18 protein-coding genes and 4 pseudogenes are annotated in these 19,671 nt (G+C 71.2%); 8 read left to right on the top strand and 14 right to left on the bottom strand.

Annotation, left to right across the window (positions count from 1 at the left end; all coding sequences use genetic code 11):
* Nucleotides 1-355 precede the first annotated feature (355 nt).
* Nucleotides 356-1,233: pseudogene (locus tag ACFVGY_RS14685) on the bottom strand (helix-turn-helix domain-containing protein).
* A 181-nt stretch (nt 1,234-1,414) separates the two neighbouring features.
* Here ACFVGY_RS14685 and ACFVGY_RS14680 point away from each other — a divergent pair.
* Nucleotides 1,415-2,160: pseudogene (locus ACFVGY_RS14680) on the top strand (SDR family oxidoreductase).
* Nucleotides 2,161-2,331: 171 nt separating this feature from the next.
* Here ACFVGY_RS14680 and ACFVGY_RS14675 read toward each other — a convergent pair.
* Together ACFVGY_RS14675 and ACFVGY_RS14670 are read right to left on the bottom strand one after the other, a co-directional pair.
* Nucleotides 2,332-3,216 (bottom strand): hypothetical protein, encoded by an 885-nt coding sequence (locus ACFVGY_RS14675; RefSeq protein WP_385676231.1) that lies wholly within the window; start codon nt 3,214-3,216, stop codon nt 2,332-2,334.
* A gap of 939 nt (nt 3,217-4,155) precedes the next feature.
* Nucleotides 4,156-4,587 (bottom strand): DUF1707 domain-containing protein, encoded by a 432-nt coding sequence (locus tag ACFVGY_RS14670; protein WP_385676228.1) that lies wholly within the window; start codon nt 4,585-4,587, stop codon nt 4,156-4,158.
* Between the two features lie 62 nt (nt 4,588-4,649).
* Here ACFVGY_RS14670 and ACFVGY_RS14665 point away from each other — a divergent pair, with 62 nt between their 5' ends.
* On the top strand, nt 4,650-5,231 hold the full coding sequence (locus tag ACFVGY_RS14665) for a TetR/AcrR family transcriptional regulator (protein WP_385676225.1): 582 nt from the start codon (nt 4,650-4,652) through the stop codon (nt 5,229-5,231).
* A gap of 190 nt (nt 5,232-5,421) precedes the next feature.
* Here ACFVGY_RS14665 and ACFVGY_RS14660 read toward each other — a convergent pair whose 3' ends face one another.
* From ACFVGY_RS14660 to ACFVGY_RS14645, 4 genes are all read right to left on the bottom strand, one after another.
* The gene (locus ACFVGY_RS14660; protein ID WP_385676222.1) at nt 5,422-6,192 is read right to left on the bottom strand and encodes a transposase; all 771 of its coding nucleotides are present in this window, start codon (nt 6,190-6,192) and stop codon (nt 5,422-5,424) included.
* 82 nt (nt 6,193-6,274) lie between these two features.
* Nucleotides 6,275-7,324 carry a hypothetical protein gene (locus ACFVGY_RS14655; RefSeq protein ID WP_385676219.1) on the bottom strand — a complete coding sequence of 350 codons (1,050 nt, stop codon included), beginning with the start codon at nt 7,322-7,324 and terminating at the stop codon, nt 6,275-6,277.
* Between the two features lie 2 nt (nt 7,325-7,326).
* Nucleotides 7,327-7,518, bottom strand: coding sequence for a hypothetical protein (locus tag ACFVGY_RS14650; RefSeq protein WP_385676216.1), 192 nt, complete (start codon nt 7,516-7,518; stop codon nt 7,327-7,329).
* 239 nt (nt 7,519-7,757) lie between these two features.
* A complete protein-coding gene (locus ACFVGY_RS14645; RefSeq protein ID WP_385676213.1) occupies nt 7,758-8,279 on the bottom strand; it encodes a winged helix-turn-helix transcriptional regulator in 522 nt (173 codons plus the stop codon).
* Between the two features lie 99 nt (nt 8,280-8,378).
* Here ACFVGY_RS14645 and ACFVGY_RS14640 point away from each other — a divergent pair, with 99 nt between their 5' ends.
* Together ACFVGY_RS14640 and ACFVGY_RS14635 are read left to right on the top strand one after the other, a co-directional pair.
* Nucleotides 8,379-9,164: an SDR family oxidoreductase gene (locus ACFVGY_RS14640; protein WP_385676210.1), complete on the top strand. Its 786-nt coding sequence runs from the start codon at nt 8,379-8,381 to the stop codon at nt 9,162-9,164.
* 25 nt (nt 9,165-9,189) lie between these two features.
* Nucleotides 9,190-9,549 carry a nuclear transport factor 2 family protein gene (locus tag ACFVGY_RS14635; protein WP_385676207.1) on the top strand — a complete coding sequence of 120 codons (360 nt, stop codon included), beginning with the start codon at nt 9,190-9,192 and terminating at the stop codon, nt 9,547-9,549.
* A 443-nt stretch (nt 9,550-9,992) separates the two neighbouring features.
* Here the strand turns inward: ACFVGY_RS14635 and ACFVGY_RS14630 are convergent.
* Nucleotides 9,993-10,676 (bottom strand): annotated as a pseudogene (locus ACFVGY_RS14630) (IS5 family transposase); the annotation flags it as partial.
* 220 nt (nt 10,677-10,896) lie between these two features.
* Nucleotides 10,897-11,445 (bottom strand): DUF1062 domain-containing protein, encoded by a 549-nt coding sequence (locus tag ACFVGY_RS14625; protein WP_385676204.1) that lies wholly within the window; start codon nt 11,443-11,445, stop codon nt 10,897-10,899.
* A gap of 366 nt (nt 11,446-11,811) precedes the next feature.
* Between ACFVGY_RS14625 and ACFVGY_RS14620 the strand changes: the two genes are divergently transcribed.
* On the top strand, nt 11,812-12,960 hold the full coding sequence (locus tag ACFVGY_RS14620; protein ID WP_385676201.1) for a protein kinase family protein: 1,149 nt from the start codon (nt 11,812-11,814) through the stop codon (nt 12,958-12,960).
* Nucleotides 12,961-12,964: 4 nt separating this feature from the next.
* A complete protein-coding gene (locus ACFVGY_RS14615) occupies nt 12,965-13,657 on the top strand; it encodes a ferredoxin (protein WP_385676198.1) in 693 nt (230 codons plus the stop codon).
* Between the two features lie 598 nt (nt 13,658-14,255).
* On the opposite strand, the gene ACFVGY_RS14610 is transcribed toward ACFVGY_RS14615, so the two are convergent.
* Nucleotides 14,256-14,648, bottom strand: a complete 393-nt coding sequence (locus ACFVGY_RS14610; RefSeq protein WP_385676195.1) for a hypothetical protein — start codon at nt 14,646-14,648, stop codon at nt 14,256-14,258.
* A gap of 701 nt (nt 14,649-15,349) precedes the next feature.
* Here ACFVGY_RS14610 and ACFVGY_RS14605 point away from each other — a divergent pair.
* Nucleotides 15,350-16,780 (top strand): MFS transporter, encoded by a 1,431-nt coding sequence (locus tag ACFVGY_RS14605; protein WP_385676192.1) that lies wholly within the window; start codon nt 15,350-15,352, stop codon nt 16,778-16,780.
* A gap of 424 nt (nt 16,781-17,204) precedes the next feature.
* Here the strand turns inward: ACFVGY_RS14605 and ACFVGY_RS14600 are convergent, their stop codons facing one another.
* Genes ACFVGY_RS14600 through ACFVGY_RS14590 form a run of 3 tightly spaced genes read right to left on the bottom strand, consistent with a single transcriptional unit; the run spans nt 17,205 to nt 17,962 of the window.
* Nucleotides 17,205-17,576 carry a hypothetical protein gene (locus ACFVGY_RS14600; RefSeq protein WP_385676190.1) on the bottom strand — a complete coding sequence of 124 codons (372 nt, stop codon included), beginning with the start codon at nt 17,574-17,576 and terminating at the stop codon, nt 17,205-17,207.
* Entirely contained in the window at nt 17,557-17,706 is a 150-nt protein-coding gene (locus ACFVGY_RS14595; protein WP_385676187.1) for a hypothetical protein, read from the bottom strand. The genes ACFVGY_RS14600 and ACFVGY_RS14595 overlap by 20 nt, the downstream gene beginning before the upstream one ends.
* 25 nt (nt 17,707-17,731) lie before the next feature.
* Nucleotides 17,732-17,962: a hypothetical protein gene (locus ACFVGY_RS14590; protein ID WP_385676184.1), complete on the bottom strand. Its 231-nt coding sequence runs from the start codon at nt 17,960-17,962 to the stop codon at nt 17,732-17,734.
* Nucleotides 17,963-18,240: 278 nt separating this feature from the next.
* On the opposite strand from ACFVGY_RS14590, the pseudogene ACFVGY_RS14585 reads away from it, so the two are divergent.
* A pseudogene (locus ACFVGY_RS14585) lies at nt 18,241-18,721 on the top strand (transposase); the annotation flags it as partial.
* 172 nt (nt 18,722-18,893) lie between these two features.
* Here the strand turns inward: ACFVGY_RS14585 and ACFVGY_RS14580 are convergent.
* Nucleotides 18,894-19,502 (bottom strand): TetR/AcrR family transcriptional regulator, encoded by a 609-nt coding sequence (locus ACFVGY_RS14580; protein ID WP_385676181.1) that lies wholly within the window; start codon nt 19,500-19,502, stop codon nt 18,894-18,896.
* Between the last annotated feature and the right edge of the window lie 169 nt (nt 19,503-19,671).

The raw sequence follows: 19,671 nt of genomic DNA, 5'->3' as shown, positions 1-19,671 counted from the left end.
CATGGTCACGAGCAGCCCTTGACGTCCCGACCCCACCCTTGACTGAACGGCGTTGCTCCTACTAGTGGAGGGGTGAAACCACCGTTCCCATCCCCCGAGTCTTGCTCACCTTCAAGAGGCGTGGCAGCAGACCTACGACGAGCTCGCGGGCCCCCGCCGGGGACGGTACGACCGCGCTGCGGCGCCGGCTGATCATCCTCTCCGGGCTTGTAGGCCGGGGCGGCCGTGGCGGTGGGCGCGGACGGGGCAGCCAGGGCCAGCGCCGCCAGGAGGGCCGTCTGCTTGAAGGTGTTCATGGACGGTCAATCCCGGCTGCACCGGCGGCGACACGGCGGGTCGCCGAAACCGCCTTGGCCTAGGCACCACCCGCCTGGGTCCTGTCCGTATGGGTGTTGCCGGTGGCCCAGCTGGTGAGCATGCGGAGGGCGTCTTCCGATGGTGAGCCGGGTTCGACGGTGTAGATACCGAGGGTCTGGTCGGCGTCGCCGGTAGGGGTGAAGGCTTCGAAGCCGAGGGTGAGGTCCCCGGCGAGGGGGTGGTGGTAGCGCTTGGAGCCGTACTTGGGCTGGTACACATCGTGCTCCGACCGCCATCGGCGGAAGTCCCGGTCGCCGGCGGACAGTTCGCCGGCCAGCTGTGCCAGCCGGGATCATGCGGATGGTGGCTGGCGTACAGGTGCAGCATGCCCGCGTTTTCGCGGGCGGTCTCGGGCCAGTCGACGTAGAGGCCGCGGGCTTCGGCGGCGAGGAACACGTAGCGGGCCATGTTCCGCTCCCCGGCCGGCAGGCCCTCGAAGTCTCGGTAGAGTGCGCGGGCCAGGTGGTTGAGGGCCAGGACGTCCAGGCGGTGCCCGAGCAACAGGGCCGGGACGTCGGTGATGTTCTCCAGCACGCGCAGCAGCCCGGCGCGGGCCCTTTGGACCGTGGTCGCATCCGGATGCTGCCCGGTGGGGTTGGCCAGGGCGAACAAGTGGTTACGTTCGGTGTCGTTGAGTTGCAGTGCGTGAGCGACGGCGTTCAGGACGGCCGCGGAGACGGACGTGGTGCGTCCGCGTTCCAGCCGTACGTAGTAGTCCACGCTGACTCCGGCCAGCTGGGCGACTTCCTCGCGCCGCAGGCCGGGCACCCGGCGCGCGCCCGGGTGAGGGGCAAGACCGGCTTGTTCCGGGGTGAGGCGGGCCCGGCGCGTGCGCAGGAAGTCCCGGATGTCGGTCTCCGGCACGGGCTGGCTCATGCTTTCAGGCTAGCCCTGCCGGCCAGCCCCGCCTCGCGCCCGCAAAGGGGGTACTGACGGACCCCCGGTAGGCCGGACCCCGGGACGAGGAGGGTTCTACCTGGGGTTCCGGCCGGCTGGTGCTCTGGACGTGTCGCCCGGCCACAAGGGCCGGCACACCATCCCAGGAAGAAGCACAGCCATGAACAGCACCACTCCGTCCGCCGACCGCAAGATCGTCCTGGTGACCGGCGCGTCCGGCGGCATCGGAGAGGCGACCGCCCGCCACCTCGCCACTGAAGGCCATCACGTCGTCCTCGGCGCCCGGCGCAGCGACCGCCTGGACGCTCTGGTCGCCGAGCTCACCGAGGCCGGCCATCACGCGGAGTCCGCGCAGCTGGACGTGACCGATCGCGACAGCGTGGAGGCGTTCGTCTCCGGCGCGCTGGAGCGCCACGGCCGTGTCGACGTCCTGGTCAACAAGCCGGCATCATGCCGCTGGGCTTCATGGAGGAGCTGCGCGTCGAGGAGTGGGACCGGATGATCGACGTGAACCTGCGCGGTGTGCTGTACGGCATCGCGGCGGTCCTGCCCACCATGGGCGAGCGCCGGTCCGGGCACATCATCAACGTCGCCTCGACCGCCGGGCACCGCGTGGACCCGACCGGGGTCGTGTACTGCGCGACGAAGTTCGCCGTCCGCGCCGTGTCCGACGGCCTGCGCCAGGAGACCACCGACCTCCGCGTCACCGTCGTCAGCCCTGGCCTGACCAAGACCGAGCTCACCCACTCCGGTGGCAACCCCGAGCAGCAGGGCGCGGTGCGCTCCGCGCTCGACGCGGTCGGTATCGACGCCTCGGCGATCGCCCGGGCCATCGGCTACGCCATCGCCCAGCCAGAGGACGTCAACGTCAACGAAGTCATCGTCCAGGGCACCGGGCAGGTCTGACGCCACGCCGGCGGGCAGTCGGCTCGTACGGCCCCGGCTCGACACCTGTCAACGGCCGACCCACTGACACTCGTCTCCCCGGCTCGTCCTCCAGGGGCGGCGGCACGGCGGCCTGGAGGCGCGCGGCCTCCTCGCGGGCGACGTCGTCGGCGTGGCAGGTGCCGCACACGGTCACGTCTCCGGCCGACCAGGCTCCGCCGCGCGCGGTGGTCTCCTCCCAGCGCTCGTCGGTGAACTTCTGCCCGCACCGCCTGCACACGGGGCGCTGCGTCTCCCGCTCGTCGGCACGGCGCTGTGCCTCCTGGGCGTCGGCGCGGGCGGCCTGGTTGCGGTAGAGGGCGTCCCGTCGGGGTTGTCGAGCGCGGCCGTCAGCGGCTGCTCGCTCGTCCGTCCCAGACGCCGCCACACCGCCGCGTCGGCGCCGTGCTCCTGGAGCTGCTCCAGGGTGGCGACGACGACGGGCGCCGCCTGGCCGTAGTCCCGCGAGGTGATCCCTCGGTGGTAGGTGTCGTACCGGCGCGGCGCCCAGTAGCGACGGCCCATCTCTTCCAGCACCTTCACGGTGTTGGCCGCCTTCGCCTCGGTGGTGTCCACGAACACGAACGCCACCGGCGCCACGCCCTCCCGGCCGGTCGGCGGTAGACCCTGCGCCACAGCCGCCTCTCGTGGGCGACGGTCTCGATCGCGTCCGGCCGGGAACGGGGCCAGGTCGATGGTGCGCTTGTCCGCGCCCTGCGGCAGCTTCTGCACCAGGTCGCGGGCGTTCTCGGTGCGGCGGTCGATCTCCAGCAGCAGCACGGGCACACTGGCCGCCGGCGCCCGCACCACCAGGTCCGCCCGCTGCACGAAGCTGTTGCCGAGCCGGTGGCCGATCTCGGTCTGGAAGCCGAGCCGGTGGCCGGCCGTCGAGGTGACCGCCGCGGCGTGGTCGTCGTATCCGGTGCCGAGCAGCTCTTCTGTGTCCGGATGGTACTTCTCCTCGCGCAGCACCGAGACCCGTATGCCCTTCGGCTCCAGCAGCTTCTTCGACTCGCCGTGTCCCCCTCTGGTGAGCACCCCCACCTGTCACTGGTCTTCCTGAACCGATTCGATCCTCACCAAGTGGTGGTCCTGAACATCCAGGAGGTTGTCCCGCGTGAGCTTGTCGTGCTGGTTCTCCGGGCGGGTCAGCTTCCACAGCTGGTCGGGCGTAGCCTTCTGGAGGATCCCCAGCGCTTGCAGCAGTTCCCGGCGTCGAGGTCGGTCGAAGTCCTCCCGTGCTTGGGACGCCTTGGTACATGAGGGTTCCCGGATCCCCGGCGGCCCCTTGACCGCCCGGTCTGACCTGCGGAAACGCCCGGCCCGCCGGGACGGGGCGCGGAGGGGGTGACAGAGGGGTCCACGGAGGGGGCAGCGCAGTCGGCTACGAACAAGGCTGGCTCACGCCAAGCGCAGGTTCGTGTCGTACGAGGACGCGAATACTGCGGTTCTGCCTGTACGCGGACGAACAAGGGCTGGCATGGGTCCGGGGACTCGTCGACCGGAGGGTGGGTTCCCGGGCGCCCGAATCGTCACGGCGGACGTTGTTCGCGCCGATCCCGACAGCGACCGGGCGACCGGGCGACCGGGCGACCGGGCGACCGGGCGACCGGGCGACCGGGCGACCGCCGAAACGTACGACTTTCTGGCAGAGCAGTGGGCCTCGAGCACCCTGGTCGGAGCAGCGGCGTGCGGGAAGCGGTCGAGCTGCGCGTCCATCTGGTGAATTCCCTGCGGGTGAGCGATCCGCAAGGCAGTGATGAGGGCCTGTGTCCGGAGGGAGCGGCGCCCCACGTCTGCCGCGTTGAGCGGTGCGATGCCTGAGCTGCTGCACGCTTCCCGGGGGACCCGCGCAGGGCGTGACTCGACCCAGGTGGTCGTGGCGGGCGCCGGGCGCGGTGGTCCGGGCGGCTTCGTCTCCGTGCCGCAGTCACCGCGCCAGGCTCACTCACAACCCGCTGGCACCACCCGGCACGATCAGGTCTTGCCGTCCTCGTCGTCGCCGCGGCGGGGCCAGATCGCCACGGTGACGAGGACGGCTGCCCACACCCCAAGCGGGGCGAGCGGCCAGTAGTACGTCAGCTCCCCCTCCTGCAGACAGCGCACGCCCCAGATCGCCGACATGAGCACCAGCCCGCCGAGCCAGTACCGCCACTCCGCGAGCCACTCCGCCACGTCCTTACGGTCCCGTTCGGCCCGGGTCGGCGTCGGGGCCGGCAAGTCGGCGGTGAGGACGCCGAGGTCGTCAGCGGTGTGTGCCCGCAGGGCCGCCTGGACCCGGCTCGCATGTTCCTGCACGTCGAGCCGGCCTTCGGCCAGCGCCGCGGCCAGGATGCCGAGGGCCTGATCGCGGTCGGCGTCCGAGACCCGCAGCGCGGGCGTGGAGGACTTGCTGTGGTGGTCGTCCATCGTCTTCCCCCTTCAATCGTTAGAATACGATCGTATCTCAAAGAGGGAAGGTGGCCTGGCCCATGCCGAAGACCGTCGACCGGGCCGAGCAGCGCCGGCAGATCGGCGCCGCACTGCTGCGGCTCGCCGCCGAGCGCGGCCTGGACCAGATCAGCGTGCGCACCGTTGCCGCGGCCAGCGGCCGGTCCGCCGGGGCGGTGCAGAAATACTTCCGCTCCAAGGAAGAGATGCTGGTCTTCGCTGCCGAACTCGCCGGTGAGCGCGTCGAGGAGCGCATGGCGCTCGTGGATACCGGCCTCCCGCTGCGCCAGGCGTTGCGCGCGCTGGTCCTCACCACGCTCCCACTGGACGAGGAACGCCGCGCCGAAGCCGCCGCACAGCTTGCCTTCGCCGTGCAGGCGGCCCACCACCCCCGCCTCGCCGCGATCCGGCGCCAGGTCGACCACGACGTCAGGGAGGTCCTCGCGGCATGGCTCGACGGCGTCGGCTGCCCCCGCGCCGGAGCCACCGCCGACGCCGTCATCGCGCTCAGCGACGGGCTCGCGCTGCGGATGCTCTACACACCCGTCGAACAGGCCTCACTCCTCGACGCCCTCGACCGTGCGCTCGACGCTCTGACACCGGACGAGCCGCCGGTGACCTGAATCGGACATGCAGCGCGTTCTTGACCGAGCATCGGGCGGCGGCGCAGGAGTGCCGGCCGCCAGTCCTACCAAGCAGCCGTCACCCTCGCCTCGCTCCTGATGTGGGCCTGACACTTCGACGACAACTCCTAGAAGGCCGATGAAGATCTTGTTGTGGGGCTGTCCGGCCGTAGGCCGGGCGGCCCCTCGGTTATGTGATGGCGGGGGTGATGGCCCAGGTGGTGCCGGTGTGGGTGGGTCCGAGGTTGATCAGCCGGCGGAGGTTGAGGGCGGCGGCTCGGGTGTGGATCCAGGTGTTGTTCTTGATGGTGCCGCGGTAGCGGAGTCTGCGGTTGCCGTGGTGGACGAGCCAGGCGACGGCCCGTTCGACTGGTGGCCGCCAGCGCCGGTAGTCGGCTTGCCAGCCGGGATCGGTGGCGGCCTGGTGGCGGGCCGCGGCTTGGAGATCGTGGTGGGGGCGGATGGTCAGCACGCGTCCGGCCTTGGCGGTGGTGCACTGCTCGCGCAGGGGGCAGCCGGTGCACAGGTTCTTGAAGGGAGCCGTGCGCTGGTGGTGACGGCCGCCCGGGGCGGAGAGGGAAACGGTGTGTCCGGCCGGGCAGGTCACGATGCCGGTGGTGGTGTCGATGGCGAAGTCGTCGAGGGTGAAGCCGCCGGGGACGGCGGGCCGCAGCGGTGCGGGTTTGAGGAACAGCCGGTGCCCGGCCTCTTCGAGGGCCTGGCGGGCGGGGCCGGTGGAGTAGGCGGTGTCACCGAAAACGTCCACCGGCTCGTTCTCGTCGGCGAGGAGTTCGAGGCCGACTGCGGCTTCGTGGTGCTCGGGTCCGGCCCCGGGACGCACGGCGACGGCCGTGTATAACCCGGTCTCCGGCTCGATCGCGAGGTGGGCCTTGAACCCGTCCTGCTGGTGGGAGCGGGTCTTGTGGACGTGCCGGGACTCCGGATCGACTGTGGAGATCATCCGTTCCGGGGCAGCACATGACGGAAGAGAACCGGCTGACGCTCGCCAAGCTCCTCAGAGACAGGTACCGGGGTCTGGTCTTTCACTCCTCCGCTTCCTCCACGGACTTCGGGGCTTCGAGCAGGGCGTTCATGAAGGACAGGTAGCGGTCCAGGTCCGCGGCCCAGTCGGGCATCGCCAGGTACTGGAACGTGTTTATGGCAACTGCGGCCGCGGCGACGACGGCGGGACTTTCCGGCAAGATGCCGCCGACGCGGGCCCACTGCTCCCACATCACGTCTCCCGTCAGCTGGGCGAGGATCTCCGGCTGGTCCGGCGCGCGTCGCATGAGCACCGCAAGGACGCCGCTCGCCTTCGTGCAGGTGCGCACGGCATGGCAAAGGGCCCGGTCGTCGGCCGTCTCGATGGTGCGCACCATGCCGGTGATGCCCTGGGCCAGGGGGGACTGCGCGAGCAGGTCGGTTCCGGCGAGTTCGGACCGCCGGAGTGCTTCGCGAAGGTGCTCGATCGCCTCGGGGTGGTCTGGCATGGCCTGCTCCAGAGCGTCCAGCTGATCCTCGGTCCCGACGTCGGCGGCGCCGCCGAGTAGCAGCCGGGCACCGGGGTCCATCAGGGCCCGGTGGAAGATGTTCGGGAGGGAAGGCGCCGAGGATCGGGGCAGTTCCAGCCCGACCTCGGCGGCGTGGGCGCGCAGGGTTTCGTCCAGGTCGCGCCGGGGGAAGCGGCGGTTCTCCAGCATCTTGGCGGCGGCATCCTGTCGGGCCTGAAACGCCTTGTCGGAGTTCCCGGTGGGGATCTGCTCGATCCCCGCCCGGGCCAACGGTCGTTTGAGGGTCTCGACCAGGGCCGTCCGTAGCCGCTCGGCGGTGTCCGGGGTCTCGTCCATCGCCCAGAAGACCCATCCGAGCCACCCGATACTGCGGCCGGCCCGCGCAGTGCTCGCCAGCCACAGGGCTCGGGTGAGGATGTCGCGCCGGAGCGCGATGGAGCCGGGCTCGCACCAGGCGGAGGTCTTAGGGAGCCAACCGTGCTGTTGCCAGCGTTCCAACTGCGTCGTGGTGACTGTGCATCCCACCTCTTCAATGATTTGGACCAGGGCAAGATGGGCGGGGGACGGCTTCGTGCGGGCCATGCTCAGTTCCTCCGGTCCTGGTTGCTGGTGGCGAGGACGGAGTACGGGGTGATCGCAGTTCCCAGGGCACTCGCCCATGCCTCGTTCTGCGCGGCCGCGACGGCAATGGCGGCCACCAGGAGAAGCACGGGGACGGGCGGGCTACTGCTTCCGGTGGGCGCGGGCTGGTTGTCCACGTACGGTTCGGGCTTCACGAGAAGACGGCCCTGCGCTTCGCGGAGTCCGCACGAGCTCTGCTGGAGCAGACTGCCGAGACCGACCCCTGATGGGGGTTCTTGGAAACGACTGGTTTGCCCTCGCGTCATTTGATCCAGTTCTCACGACTGGGGAGGGTTGGCAGGTATCACGCTGGCGACAAGCCGGGGCCGCGAGGCTGGTCAGGTGCAGCCCGTGCTCGCGGCCCTACTCAAGGCTGCACGAGAATCTTCCGGGCCTATTTCGTCTCTTCCGTGGGAATGGCTGGCCGTGCCGCGTAGCGGCTGCGCATCGCGTCGCTGGCTGCGGGGCCCGCGGTGAAGACGTAGGCGGCGCTGTCGTCAAGTCGGCGGCCGGTTTTGGCGTCGACGACCACGGGCTCGACTTCCTCACCGCTGTGCGCGTCGACGAGGATCATGCTGCGCTCCGTCGGCGTGAGGCGGGAGTTGCCCCACGCGGCCAGGGCGACGATCACCGGGCGCAGGGAGCGCCCGAGTTCGGTCAGGACGTACTCGTGCCGGACAGGGCTGGTCTGGTAGGGCCGACGCTCCAGCAGACCGTCCGCAACCAGGGTCTTCAGCCGGGTGGTAAGCATGCTGGAGGAGATGCCCAGGCTCTCCTGGAACTGGTCGAAGCGGGTGTAGCCGTCGAAGGCGTCGTGGAGGATCAGCAGTGTCCACCACTCGCCGACGTGTTCCACCGTCGTGGACAGCGGGCACTCCCGGTCCTCCAGCCTGATCCGGCTTGCCACGGCGACCATCCCCTCAGTTACTGCTAAAATCGAAGTTAGTAGCTTCTATTTTAGCAGTTGGGACGGGAGCGGCGCCTCGTCTACCCGCACCCGGGAACGGAGCACAACGTGACCACATCCATCAGCGAATCACTCGAAGGCCGACGCGCTCTGGTCACCGGCGGCACCAAGGGCACCGGAGCCGCCATCGCCCGACGCCTGGCCCAGGCCGGTGCGACCGTGCTGGTCACCGCCCGCAGCCGCCCCGACGACGTCGAGGAGAAGACCTTCATCGCCGCCGACCTGTCCACCGCCGGAGGCGCCGCCCACGTCGCCTCCGAGGTGGACGCCCGCGTGGGAGGTGTCGACATCCTGGTCAACACCCTCGGCGGCTCCGAGGCACCGGCAGGAGGATTCGCCGCGCTCGGCGAGGACGACTGGGCAAAGGAGCTGAACACGAACCTGCTGGCCGCCGTCCGCCTGGACCGGGCACTCCTACCGCACATGCTCGCCAAAGGCAGGGGCGCGATCGTGCACGTCACCTCGATCCAGCGCCGCATGCCGCTGTGGAACGGCACCCTGGCCTACGCCGCCGCCAAAGCCGCCCTGACGACCTACAGCAAAGGACTGGCCAACGAGGTCGCCCCCCACGGCGTCCGCGTCAACACCGTCTCACCCGGCTTCGTCCAGACCTCGGCCGCCGACAACCTCGTCGCCCGGATCGCCCAGGACGCCGGTATCACCCAGGAAGCGGCGCTGGGCCGGCTCATGGACTCCCTGGGAGGTATCCCGCTCGGCCGTCCCAACCAGCCCGAGGAAGTTGCCGAGCTCGTCGCCTTCCTCGTTTCCGACCGCGCCTCGTCCATCGTCGGCGCCGAGCACGTCATCGACGGCGGCACCACCCCCACCGTCTGAACCCGCCACCACTATCAGGAGCGTCATGCACGACGACCAGCCCCGGACCATCACCCCGGACGACCTGCCCAAGGTGATCACCCGCTACCTCACAGCGCACCGCGCCCACGACACCGCCACCGCGGTCACGACGTTCACCGATGACGCCACAGTGATCGACGACGGCAACACCTACCGGGGAAGCGCCGCGATTGAGCAGTGGCTGGACCGATCCGCCACCGAATTCACCTACACCATCCACCTCACGAACGCTCAGGAGACCGACACGGCCCACTACATCGCCACACACCATCTCGAAGGCAACTTCCCCGGCGGCACCATCGATCTCCGCTATCGGTTCACGCTGCGCGACGACCTCATCGAACACCTCGCCATCGAAGCCTGAGCCCGCCCCCACACCACCTGTCCCCGCCCAGGAGAGACCCCACCCACCCAGACCGCCCCGTCCCAGCCCTCGTACCCATCCAGCCACCCGACCAAGAGCCAGCCCTCAGGTTCGGCATCCACCCGCAGTTCCGGAGTCCAGCCCAGGAGCGCCCACGGGCCGTGGCTCGGCTTGATCACCTTTCCGGCCTCGAAGAGGGCCGACAGGGCGTTGTCGACGGACCCGTCTTTCGGGCCGCCAGGGGTTCCGGCGCCGAGCGCGGACTTGATGTCCCGGGTCCGCATGGCTCCAGCGGCAAGGACGGCGAGGATCTGGGCGTCCAGGTTGTTGCGCTGCGCCTTGACCGGGGGGCGAGGGATGTTCACCGCGGCGGCCGAGGCCGCGCCGTGCTCCAGGGCGGCGTCGGAGGTGCCGCCGGTGCCGTCCCCGCCGGACAGGTCGTGGTAGAGCTGTTCGTCGAAGGCGCGCGGCCGCCCGCCGCGGCCCCCTCGGCGTCGGCGGTTGGCCACGTGGTCGCGGCACTCGGGGCTCGTGGTGGCGATGCCCCGGCGACGCGAATGGCGGATCGCCCTGCTCGAGGAGGCCTTGTCACCCAGCACCCGCTCCGGCGTCGTACGCGGGCGACCGGTGACCGCGCGTGGAACGCGGATCGCGTCAAGGACCTGGACGAACGCAGTGGCGTCGTTGACGTTGCCGGGCTCAAAACGATCGACAGCGGCAAGCCTCGGCCGTCGACGGCGAGGTGGACCTTGGTGGTCAGTCCGCCTCGGGATCGGCCGAGGGCCTGGCGCGTCTGCGAGCGGCCCGGATCTTCCAGTCCGTCCCCGTCTGCGGCCCCGCAACCGGACCCACCAGCACGCGGCGACGGTCCACTCCACCCGGCCCACCGCGTCGTCACGGATCCGGACGTGCTCCAAAAGCCTCGCCCACGTGCCGTCCGCCTGCCAGCGGGCGAACCGCTCGTAGACCGTCTGCCACGGCCCGCACCGCTCAGGCAGATCGCGCCACGGAGCCGCAGTCCGCAACCGCCACAGCACCTCGTTGCCCACCTGCCGGTGATCACGCCACGGGCGACCGCGCCCCTCCACCTGCGGCAACGAGGGCACTATCCGCTCCCACGCCGCATGGAAGGACCGACTGCCGCCTCACGACTGGGTACCCGGGACCGTCGGGTCTGCCTGGTGTCCGTCGTGGGCGTGGTCGGCGGGGTGGGGAGGGTGATCGCGCCACAGGGCAGCCATGTCGTGGAGCTGCTGGAGGAGCTGCGCGCGCACCCTATCCCGCGGGTCGGACATTCCCCTTCCGCGTCCTGTCAGTTCAGGCCGCGGAAGGGGGAATTGACGCGAATCAGCGCTTGAGCGTGAAGGTGAAGTCGCCGGAGAGCCTGGCGTCCAGCCGGACTGCCGAGACGAGACTTCCCTCCGCGATCAGGCGCTCGACCTCGGCCCGTGCGAGACCGCAACCCTCGGCGATGAGCCGTACCGGCCGGACCGGTATCCGGGCCGCGAAGCGGACCGAGACGTCGATCACCTCGCGGTGCAGGTGGTTCGAGCCGCCGGTGTCGAGGCGCCAGGCGCCGTCCCAGTCGAGGGCGATGCGGTTGCGACGCTGCAGGACCGGGTCCTGGAGCAACTCGGCGGCCAGACCGTGGTCGTTTTCGTGCAGCCGGTCCAGCAGCTCCGGTCGTACGGAGCGGACGTTCGCCCGCTCGAAGACCGTGAGCTTCGCCGTGTCCCCGCACCCGGTGCAGAGGACGAGGAGCCAGGCGTCGAGCGCCTTGTGGTTCGCGTTGACGCGGAACTTGCCGCTCGCCCGGAAGTGGCGGGACGCGCACGCATGGCAACGACGGCGGACGAGGGGCAGGCAGGTGGGAGCGACCACCCAGGTGTTGAGCACAGGTGTACACCGGTTTCAGTGAGAAATCCGCAGCAGGAAGCAGCACGGCGCGCAGATGCGCGACGCGCGACCGATCAGCTCTTCGGGGGTCTCACAGGGTGTACAAGGGCCTGCCTTCGGCTCGACGACACGTTCAGGCAGCACGCTAAGCCCGCACGGCCGCGCCGTTCCACCGGTTTTTCGGGGCACACGCGGGAACGGCTCGGCTCCCCGGGCGGCGACTTCGCACCCGCTGCCCCGGACGGTCGGTCACTCGCCGGAGACCGCCACGGTGAAGGGTGGCACGGCCGGCCTTGGCGGATAGAGTCGAGTGCGTTCATGTGATCGTCGAAGCCCTGGTTCGGGGCACCGAGGAGCCGCGTCCCGATGCGCCACCCCGCCTCCCCGTACGCCGCGCGTCTCGCCGCCTACGGGGCGGTGGCCACCCGCTTGTCCCTGCTGAGCGACCGGCGACTCGCCGGCGTGGTGGCGTCCGCTCCTCCGGTCGGGTCCGGCATCGGCGGCAGGTCCGCGGAACTGGACATCGACGGGACACGCGTCTTCGTCAAGAGGGTGCCGTTGACGGACGTCGAGATCCGGCCGGAGAACGTCCGGTCCACGGCGAACCTCTTCGCTCTGCCGATGTTCTACCAGTACGGAGTGGGCTCGGCCGGTTTCGGTGCCTGGCGGGAGCTGGCCGTCCACACCATGACCACCCACTGGGTCCTGGGGAGGGAGTACGAGGGCTTTCCCCTGATGTACCACTGGCGGGTGCTGCCCGACTCCCCTCCCGAGGGCGTCGTGGACGGGTTCGGGGGCATCGCCGGGGCGGTCGCCCACTGGGACGGCTCCCAGGCCGTACGCGCGCGGCTGGAGGCCATCGGCCGGTCCTCCCACAGCCTGGTGCTCTTCCTGGAGCACGTGCCGCAGACACTCGGTACGTGGCTGGTCGAGCACCGCGGGGCAGCGGCGCCGGTCGGGGACGGCTCTTCCTACTCGTGGGCCGAGGATGCCTTGGCGCGGGGTGCCGCGTTCATGCGCTCTCGCGGGCTCGTGCACTTCGACGCCCACTTCCGCAACCTCCTGACCGACGGCCGGCAGATCTACTTCGCGGACTTCGGACTGGCCCTGAGCTCAGGCTTCGAGCTGTCGGCGGGCGAGGAACGGTTCCTCTCGGACCATCTCGCGTACGACCGCCACTACACCGCGAGCCACCTGCTCCACCACCACGTCGTCGACCGCGTGCGGGGCGGTACGGAAGCGGACGTGTTCCTGCAGGAGTGGATCGCCGGTCGAAGGCCCGACGGTGTCCGGCCGGAGATCGCGGCGATCATCGAACGGCATGCCCGGGCCGCCGTCGTCCTGGACGGCTTCCACCGCCGGCTGCTGACGGAGAGCAAGCGGACGCCGTTCCCGGCCGCCGAGCTCGACCGCGCCGCGGCATACCGAAACGCAGCGGCCCCACGCCCACCCACGGATCCACGGTCCACCGCGGCCTCTCACCTTCGGGCCGCACCTCCCACCAGTCATACATGACCCCATGATCACCCGGCTCCTCGCCGACAGCAGCGCGGCGGCGGCCACCGGGCCCGGGAATCGGTCCTGGACCGATGGCCGCCGTGTCCGGCTGTCTGGCATGCTGCGGACCATGACCTACTGGGACCCGATACCGACCGTCCGCGCCCTGGTAGGGGAGCCCCATCCGCTGTGGCGGGGCGACCTGGTGAGGCACGACTGGTCCAGCCCTGCGCCCGACGGGTGGGAGCGGCGGGACTGGCGGAACGTCCCGGGCCCCTTCTACACGGCCAACACCGACAACTGCTTCACCGGACGTCAGTGCGCGCCGCACCAGGTCGCGTACGAGGACGAGTACTGCTCCGAGTTCGTCTACCGTCAGCCGGTCCGGGACGTCGAGGTCCACGAGCTGACCTGCGCCGCGGAATGCGACCCGTTCGGGGCGTACGGCGGCGACGGCGACTCCTTCTGGACCCCCGAGCTGGTCCGGGACTGGTGGCGCGAGCGCGGCAAGGCCCGGGAGTGGGCCATGCGCGTGGGGTGGGGCGAATGGGCGACGTCCGAACGCGCGGAGCTCCGCGACGCTGCGGCCGGCGCGCGGGCCTACGCCGCTCACCTGGGCCACGGCCTCGGGGAGTACCTGCGCGACTACGTGTTCTGGCTGGCCGAGGGCCGTCCGGCCGCCCCCGGCGAGCGGCTGCCGAAGCTGGACGCATAGGCGCGGCGCCCCTCGTCGTGTCACCGGCATCCCCGTGCCGCGCCCGGTTCTCGTCCCCTGGCCTCGGCAGAGGAGCCGGGCCGACGTCAGCGGTCCCGGCTGCGGAGTCCCACCGCGGTGCGGGCACGGCGACACCGACCGCCGGCCCTGGCCGCCCTGCGGCAGAAGGTCGTACGCGTGCCGGTCTCGTGCCCGGCGGGAGGCTGGTCGGCACCGGAAGGCCATCACACCCAGAGCCGCTTCCAAACCGCCGTCATCGCCACCCGCGCCGGCCTGTTGGACGCCCGGGTTACGCCCCCGCCCTGCCCGGCCCCGCCATGCGCCGCCCGGCCCCGCCCGACCCCGCCAGCGCCGGCCGCGGCGCGCGCGAGGGGACGCGTGACGAGACCGCGCGCACCCCCTTCCCCCACGGGGAGCTGCCGGTCCGGGACCCGGAGGCGGGTCGGCTGCCGTTCGAGGCGGACCCGGCTCCCCCTGTGCGACGGCTGACCGAGGCAGCTCTCAGGAAGCGGGCCGGGCGGCTCCTGCCAGCGGTACGGCCTGACGCGTGGGGCTGGGCGCGCCGGAAGGGCTGCTGCCTCCGCGCGGCGATCGAGTCCTACTCCTCGCGGGACGCGTACGCCCCGAGCCGGCTGCACTCGCGCACCGTCGCCGTCACCGGACGCTCCCGCAGGATCTGCCGGGCCCGGTGCTCGCCGAGGCTCGTCGCGTACCAGGGCGCCGCGCCTGCGCTGCGCAGGTCCGCCCTCGCTCGGTGAGCACCCGTACCTTCCGCTGATCCTGATGGAGGGGTCCACGGAGTGGGCTGCTCAGGCTCGTCAGGGTCGTCGGCGACGGTCCGCTCGGCGACGTCGACGAGCAGCTCGGGCATCCGCGGTGCGGAGCCGGCGAACTCGTCGTCCCGGTCACCGCCCTGCCGGGCCCGGAGGCCGGCGAGCCGTGCACGGAGACCTTCGCCTCGGAGGCCCTCGGGCGGGTCGGTGCGCTCCACCCGATGGACGCCACCCAGGCCGCCGTCCGTTTCCGCAACCCTGGTTACCGGGGTGAATCCGGGGCGGTCGAAGGCTGACTGATTGTCGTACGGCCGGCGCGACGAAAAGCCGGCCGGCGGATGCGCCCACCGCGCCGGTCCGGGCGAGGCCATCCTGCGTGTCCTGGCCGAAGGAGGCTGGCCGACCTCCAGCAGGGCGTCGTTCGCCCACTCCAGGACACGTTGCGTGGGAGGTGACCCCGTCCGCGCCGAGCGGTCGTCTTCCGTGCGCCACACGATGCGCGTGCGGCTCGCGCCGACATCGCCTTCCCGCCACACCTGCGGCCGTTCCCGCAGTCTTGTCGGAAGATCACAAGTTCCGCGGTGGCTGGTCCGCTCCGGGTTACGCTCCCGGCTCCGGGTTCCTCGACACCTGCGTCATCCGGGCAACCACGCTGAACGCCCGTGCCTGCCGTGAGATCGCCGTCCGCCCGCGGTTGTTCTCTGTGCAAGCCAACCACCCTGTCCAAGACCTCGCCCAGACCTGTCGGCATCTGGAGGAAGCCGTCGCGGTCCTGCCGCCGTATCACGCCCCCGTACTGCGCCCCGCTCACCGGCCATTGGCACCACGCCCTGGCCGCAGCACCTTCGGCCACGACCGCGTCCACGCGGCGACGATGGCCCCCTGGTCCAGGCCCTGCCCCCGCCCCGCACTCCCCCTGATGGAAAGCCCTGCCCTGTTGACCCTGGCCGAACACCCGACCACAGCCCCGCGGCTCGCCCCATACGGCGCCGTGCTGGGCAGCCGACACGTTGTCCGCCTGCTCGGCGGCACCCTGATCGGGCGCCTTCCCAACTCCATGGTTCCCGTGGGGCTCGTTCTGTGGATCACCGGAGGCGGGGGGTCGCTGACCTTCGCCGGAATGCTGGCGGCCCTCTACGGGCTGGCGTCCGGGCTGTCCCAGCCGGTCAAAGGCAGGCTGATGGACCGCTACGGTCAAACCCGTGTGTCGGCACCGGCCGTGCTCCTCAACGCCGGCTGCCTGGCATCGCTCCCCTTGATCCGGGCGGGCGAGCACCCCGCGGCGGTGACCGCGGTGGTCGGGCTCGCGGGTCTGGTCACACCGCCGCTGGAGGCAGGGCTTCGGGCGCTTTGGCCGACGGTCCTGCCTGACTTCGGGCGGCGCCGAGTCGTCCAAGCCCTCGACACCGGCTCGCAGGGACTCCTCTACATCGCTGGCCCGCTGCTCGCCTCGGGGCTGGCGACCACGCACGGGCCCGACACCGCCTTGGCCGCGACCGCCGCCCTCGGGCTCGTGGGCACGGCGGTCGTCCTGACCGCCGCACCGTCGCAGGCCTGGTGTCCTGCCGCCGGGGTGACCGAAAGAGGACGGCTGATGAGCGCCGGCCTGGTCCTGCTGTTCACCGCGCTGGCGGGAACGGGGTTCGCGTTCGGAGCGATGAACGTGTGGGCCGCGAGCATGGCCGGCACCAACGGGCAGGCAATGCTCTGCGGACTGCTTCCTGCCGTGTTCTCCACCGGCAGCTTCCTGGGCAGTCTGATCTACGCCCGCCGGGCGTGGCCCGGCACGACCAAATCCCAGCTCATCACCACCAGCGCCCTGTTTCTCCTCGGCTGGGCGCCCCTGCTGGCCCAGCCCGGACCCCGCACCGCCTTCGCCCTCACGGCGATCCCTGGGCTTTTCTTCACCTTGATCATCACCAACGGCTTCCACACCGTGGACGCTCTCGCCTCCACTTCCCGCACCACCGAGGCGTACGCCTGGCTGATCCTGTCGGTCGGCACCGGGCAGGCGGCCGGAACCGCGCTCGCCGCAGCCCTCGCCGCCCACCCCGATGTTCTCGCCGCGCTCCCCACCGGCGGCGCCGCCACCGCGCTGACCATCCTCGTCCTCGCCCGCAGCAAGCTCGGCCCAGGCCGTCGCCTCGGCCGCCACCGGCGTCCCCGACAACCTCTACGGCCGCGAAGAGGCGTCGGCCGGCTCCGGGCCGCCGCGTCCCGGACGGTGCGCCCGGGACTTCGGGACCTGTCCCGTCCTGCGGCCCGGACGCTGGGCAAGCCCTTCGGTCGGCGGGGCTTGCCCACCCACCTGGGCCGTGACCGATGGCCGGTCGGCCGCAGACCTGCGTGACCGATCCGCTCCCCCGATCGGTCAAACGGCACGTCAGGCCCGTGACCGGCCCGTGCAACTCCTGACCGAACAGGTGACCGGCCATCGGTCACCGGTCGCCCGGTCTCGCCGGGAAGCCCCGGGCGGCCCGTGACCGACGCCAGCGTCGGGATGCCACTCCCTCACCGGCCGGGCCGCGCTCCCGTGCTCACCGCACCAGGACACGGGGACGACTCCGCCGCAGTCGTGCCGCCTGCACACGCACGCCTGACCCGGGCCGGCGTACGCCACCCCGTGCCGGACCACCCCGCCCGCCGGCCCCTCCGCGACGGCGCCCCGCAGGTCGGCCACCCGAGCGTCACCCGCAGACCGCCCGACCCCGAGCGGAACCGGTCGATCACCCGCACCTCCCCCAGCACCGCCAACGCCTCCGCACCCGGCGCGGTCAGCCGGCGCGGCGACGCCCGGACTCCCCGGCCGCCAGCTCGGCCAGCGCGTCGGCGGCTTCGTCGGTGGACCAGCCGGACAACGAGTCCTCGCCGGCCGCGTCGTCGGCCAGGGCCAGCCATGGGTCATCGAGGCGGAATCGGTGCGTGGCGCCCCCTGCCCCGGCCAGCACCAGGGCCGGGGCACCGCGGGCGCGGGCGGCGGCCCGGCGCTGCAACGCCTCGAACGACAACAACCGCCCCGCCTCCGCGGCCCACACGACCAGTTCGCCGTCCAGGACCAGGTCGTGCGGCAATTGCTCCTCGGCGGCCGCCACCAGGTCCGACCACCGGTCCTGGACCAGCGCCCCGCTACGGGTCTGTACCAGCACCGTGCCGCAGCAGCGCCCGGTGCCCGTCCAGCTTCTGCTCGTACGCCACCCGCGCCCGCACCGCAGCCGGGCCCGGCACCGACTCCGCAGCCTGCGCCAGCAGCGGCTCAACCGGCGGCCTGAGCACCATCCCCGGGGCCTCCTCAGCTTGTTCTTCATCTTCGGTGGGCAGCTGCTGGGTCGGGCGGGCCCATGAATGCGTCGAGCTCTTCGATGATCTTGCGGAGCTCGCGGGCTCCGCGATGCGACATTGCTCGGATCACGCCGTCGAGTAGGGCACGGCCTTCGAGAGGGTTGCCGCAGCAGTACCAGTGCACGTTGACGAACTCGTCGTCGTGCCAGAGTTCGCGCTCGGGGCGATGGACGTAGTCCTTCCACAGGCGCAATGCCGCGCTGATATCGCCTGGCTGGAGGTAGTTCCGCGTGCGTTCGAGGCGAACGAGCTCGGAGAGCGCTCCCGGGGAGAGGCGGTCGATGGCCGGCCTTGAGCGTTGCGACTGGTGCCGGTCCGGGATGCTGGCCCGGATGTGTCCTGGCCGTCTACGCGGCATGGACCTTTCGGTTGGTCGTCATGCCGTACATGGTGCCACGATCTCGAACGGTGTCTCAAACGGGTTCGCTCGCCCGCGGATTCGTCGGACGTGGGGGCGGCCTTCGTCTGATCATGTGCTCCGACCTGACCGCCCGGCGTGATGAACTGTTCTAACTGACCGACGCGCTGCCGTGCGTCGAGGGGCCTGTGGTCTCGCCGGTGGACCTGACGCTGGTGCCCGAGCACCGTCGTGGGCACGGAGCGTTGTACGGAGCCCTCAACCGGGGCCGGATCGACATCGAGCGGTTGCGGACGGAGCTGGCCGAGCTGCCGCTGCCCCGGTTCGAGAGCGGGCGCCTGGTGCTGGCGGTCGATGTGTCGCCGTGGCTGCGTTCGGACGCGCCGTGCTCATCAGACAGGGGCGAGGTCCGCGTCGCAGTTCATCCCGGGCTGGCCGTACTCCTTCGTCGCCGTCCTGGAGCCCGGCGCCACGTCATGGACCGGGATCCTGGACGTGGTCCGGCTCGGTCCCGAGGGCGACGCGACCGCCGTCACCGCCGCTCAGCTGAGGGCCGTGGCCGAGTGGCTCATCGAAGGCCGAAACGGTACTCCCGGTGTCGGTGGTGTGCGAGCAGTACCCGGGGGACCCGGACGCCGCCGAGCAGGTGCCGGGCTGGGTCGACACCGTCGTCTCGCCGGCGGCCCCCCAGGCCGATGAGGTAGGGGTGTCCGATCGCCACTCAGCCGGGAGTTCACGGAGCGCGGCACCACACCTACGGGAGGCGCTACGCCTTCGGGGCGATGTTCTGCCAGCCCCTGTCGAGCAGGTCGAAGGCGCGGCGGATGGCTTCGGCGCTGTCGGTGTGTCCGCGGACGGCGTGAGGCGCTTCGAGGGCGAAGTGGGCCAGGGCGGTGCAGGCGGGGTCGTCGGCGGTGAGGCCGCTTTCCTCGGCGATGACCACCGCCAGGTCGGCCGTGTAGTCCATCCAGGCGGCCTGCTGGTATTCGAGCAGGGCGGGGGTGCTGTTGACCAGTGCGACGAACGCCGCGGCACCGGGCTCGTCGTGAGGGCCGTGCAGGCGGTACTGCAGGGCGTGCTCGCGAAGGGCGGCCGGGACGGACCGGCCGTCGGGGCGTTCGCGTACGGCGTCGATGAGGCGGGTCCTCATCTCGTCCTGGCGGTCGAAGACGAGGGCTTCCTTGCCGGTGAAGTGCTTGAAGAGCGTGGTGGTGGACACGTCGGCGGCGTCCGCGATCTCGCGGATGCTGACGTCGTCGTAGCCGCGTTCCAGGAACAGGCGCAGGGCGGCGTCGGCGATGGACTGGCGGGTGGCCGCCTTCTTGCGCTCGCGGCGCCCCACCGGCGCGGGGGCGGTCTCACTCTCAGCGTGCATATAGGCAATCTACACCACTTGTGGCCCGAGTCAAAAAGTTGAGTCGTTGCACTTATTGGTTCGGTGTGCTTTTCTGGGTTCGCGGTCGCCGGAGGCCGGCCGCGCTTCTTCCCCCTTCCCTGCCCGAAAGCAGTGATCAGCCATGTCCGCAACCGCCCCGACGCCTGCT

The sequence above is a fragment of the Streptomyces sp. NPDC127106 genome (genome assembly GCF_042677605.1).
Taxonomy (GTDB): Bacteria; Actinomycetota; Actinomycetes; order Streptomycetales; family Streptomycetaceae; genus Streptomyces.
Note: the sequence above shows the minus strand (reverse complement) of the source record. Positions and strands in the feature narration are given on the sequence as shown.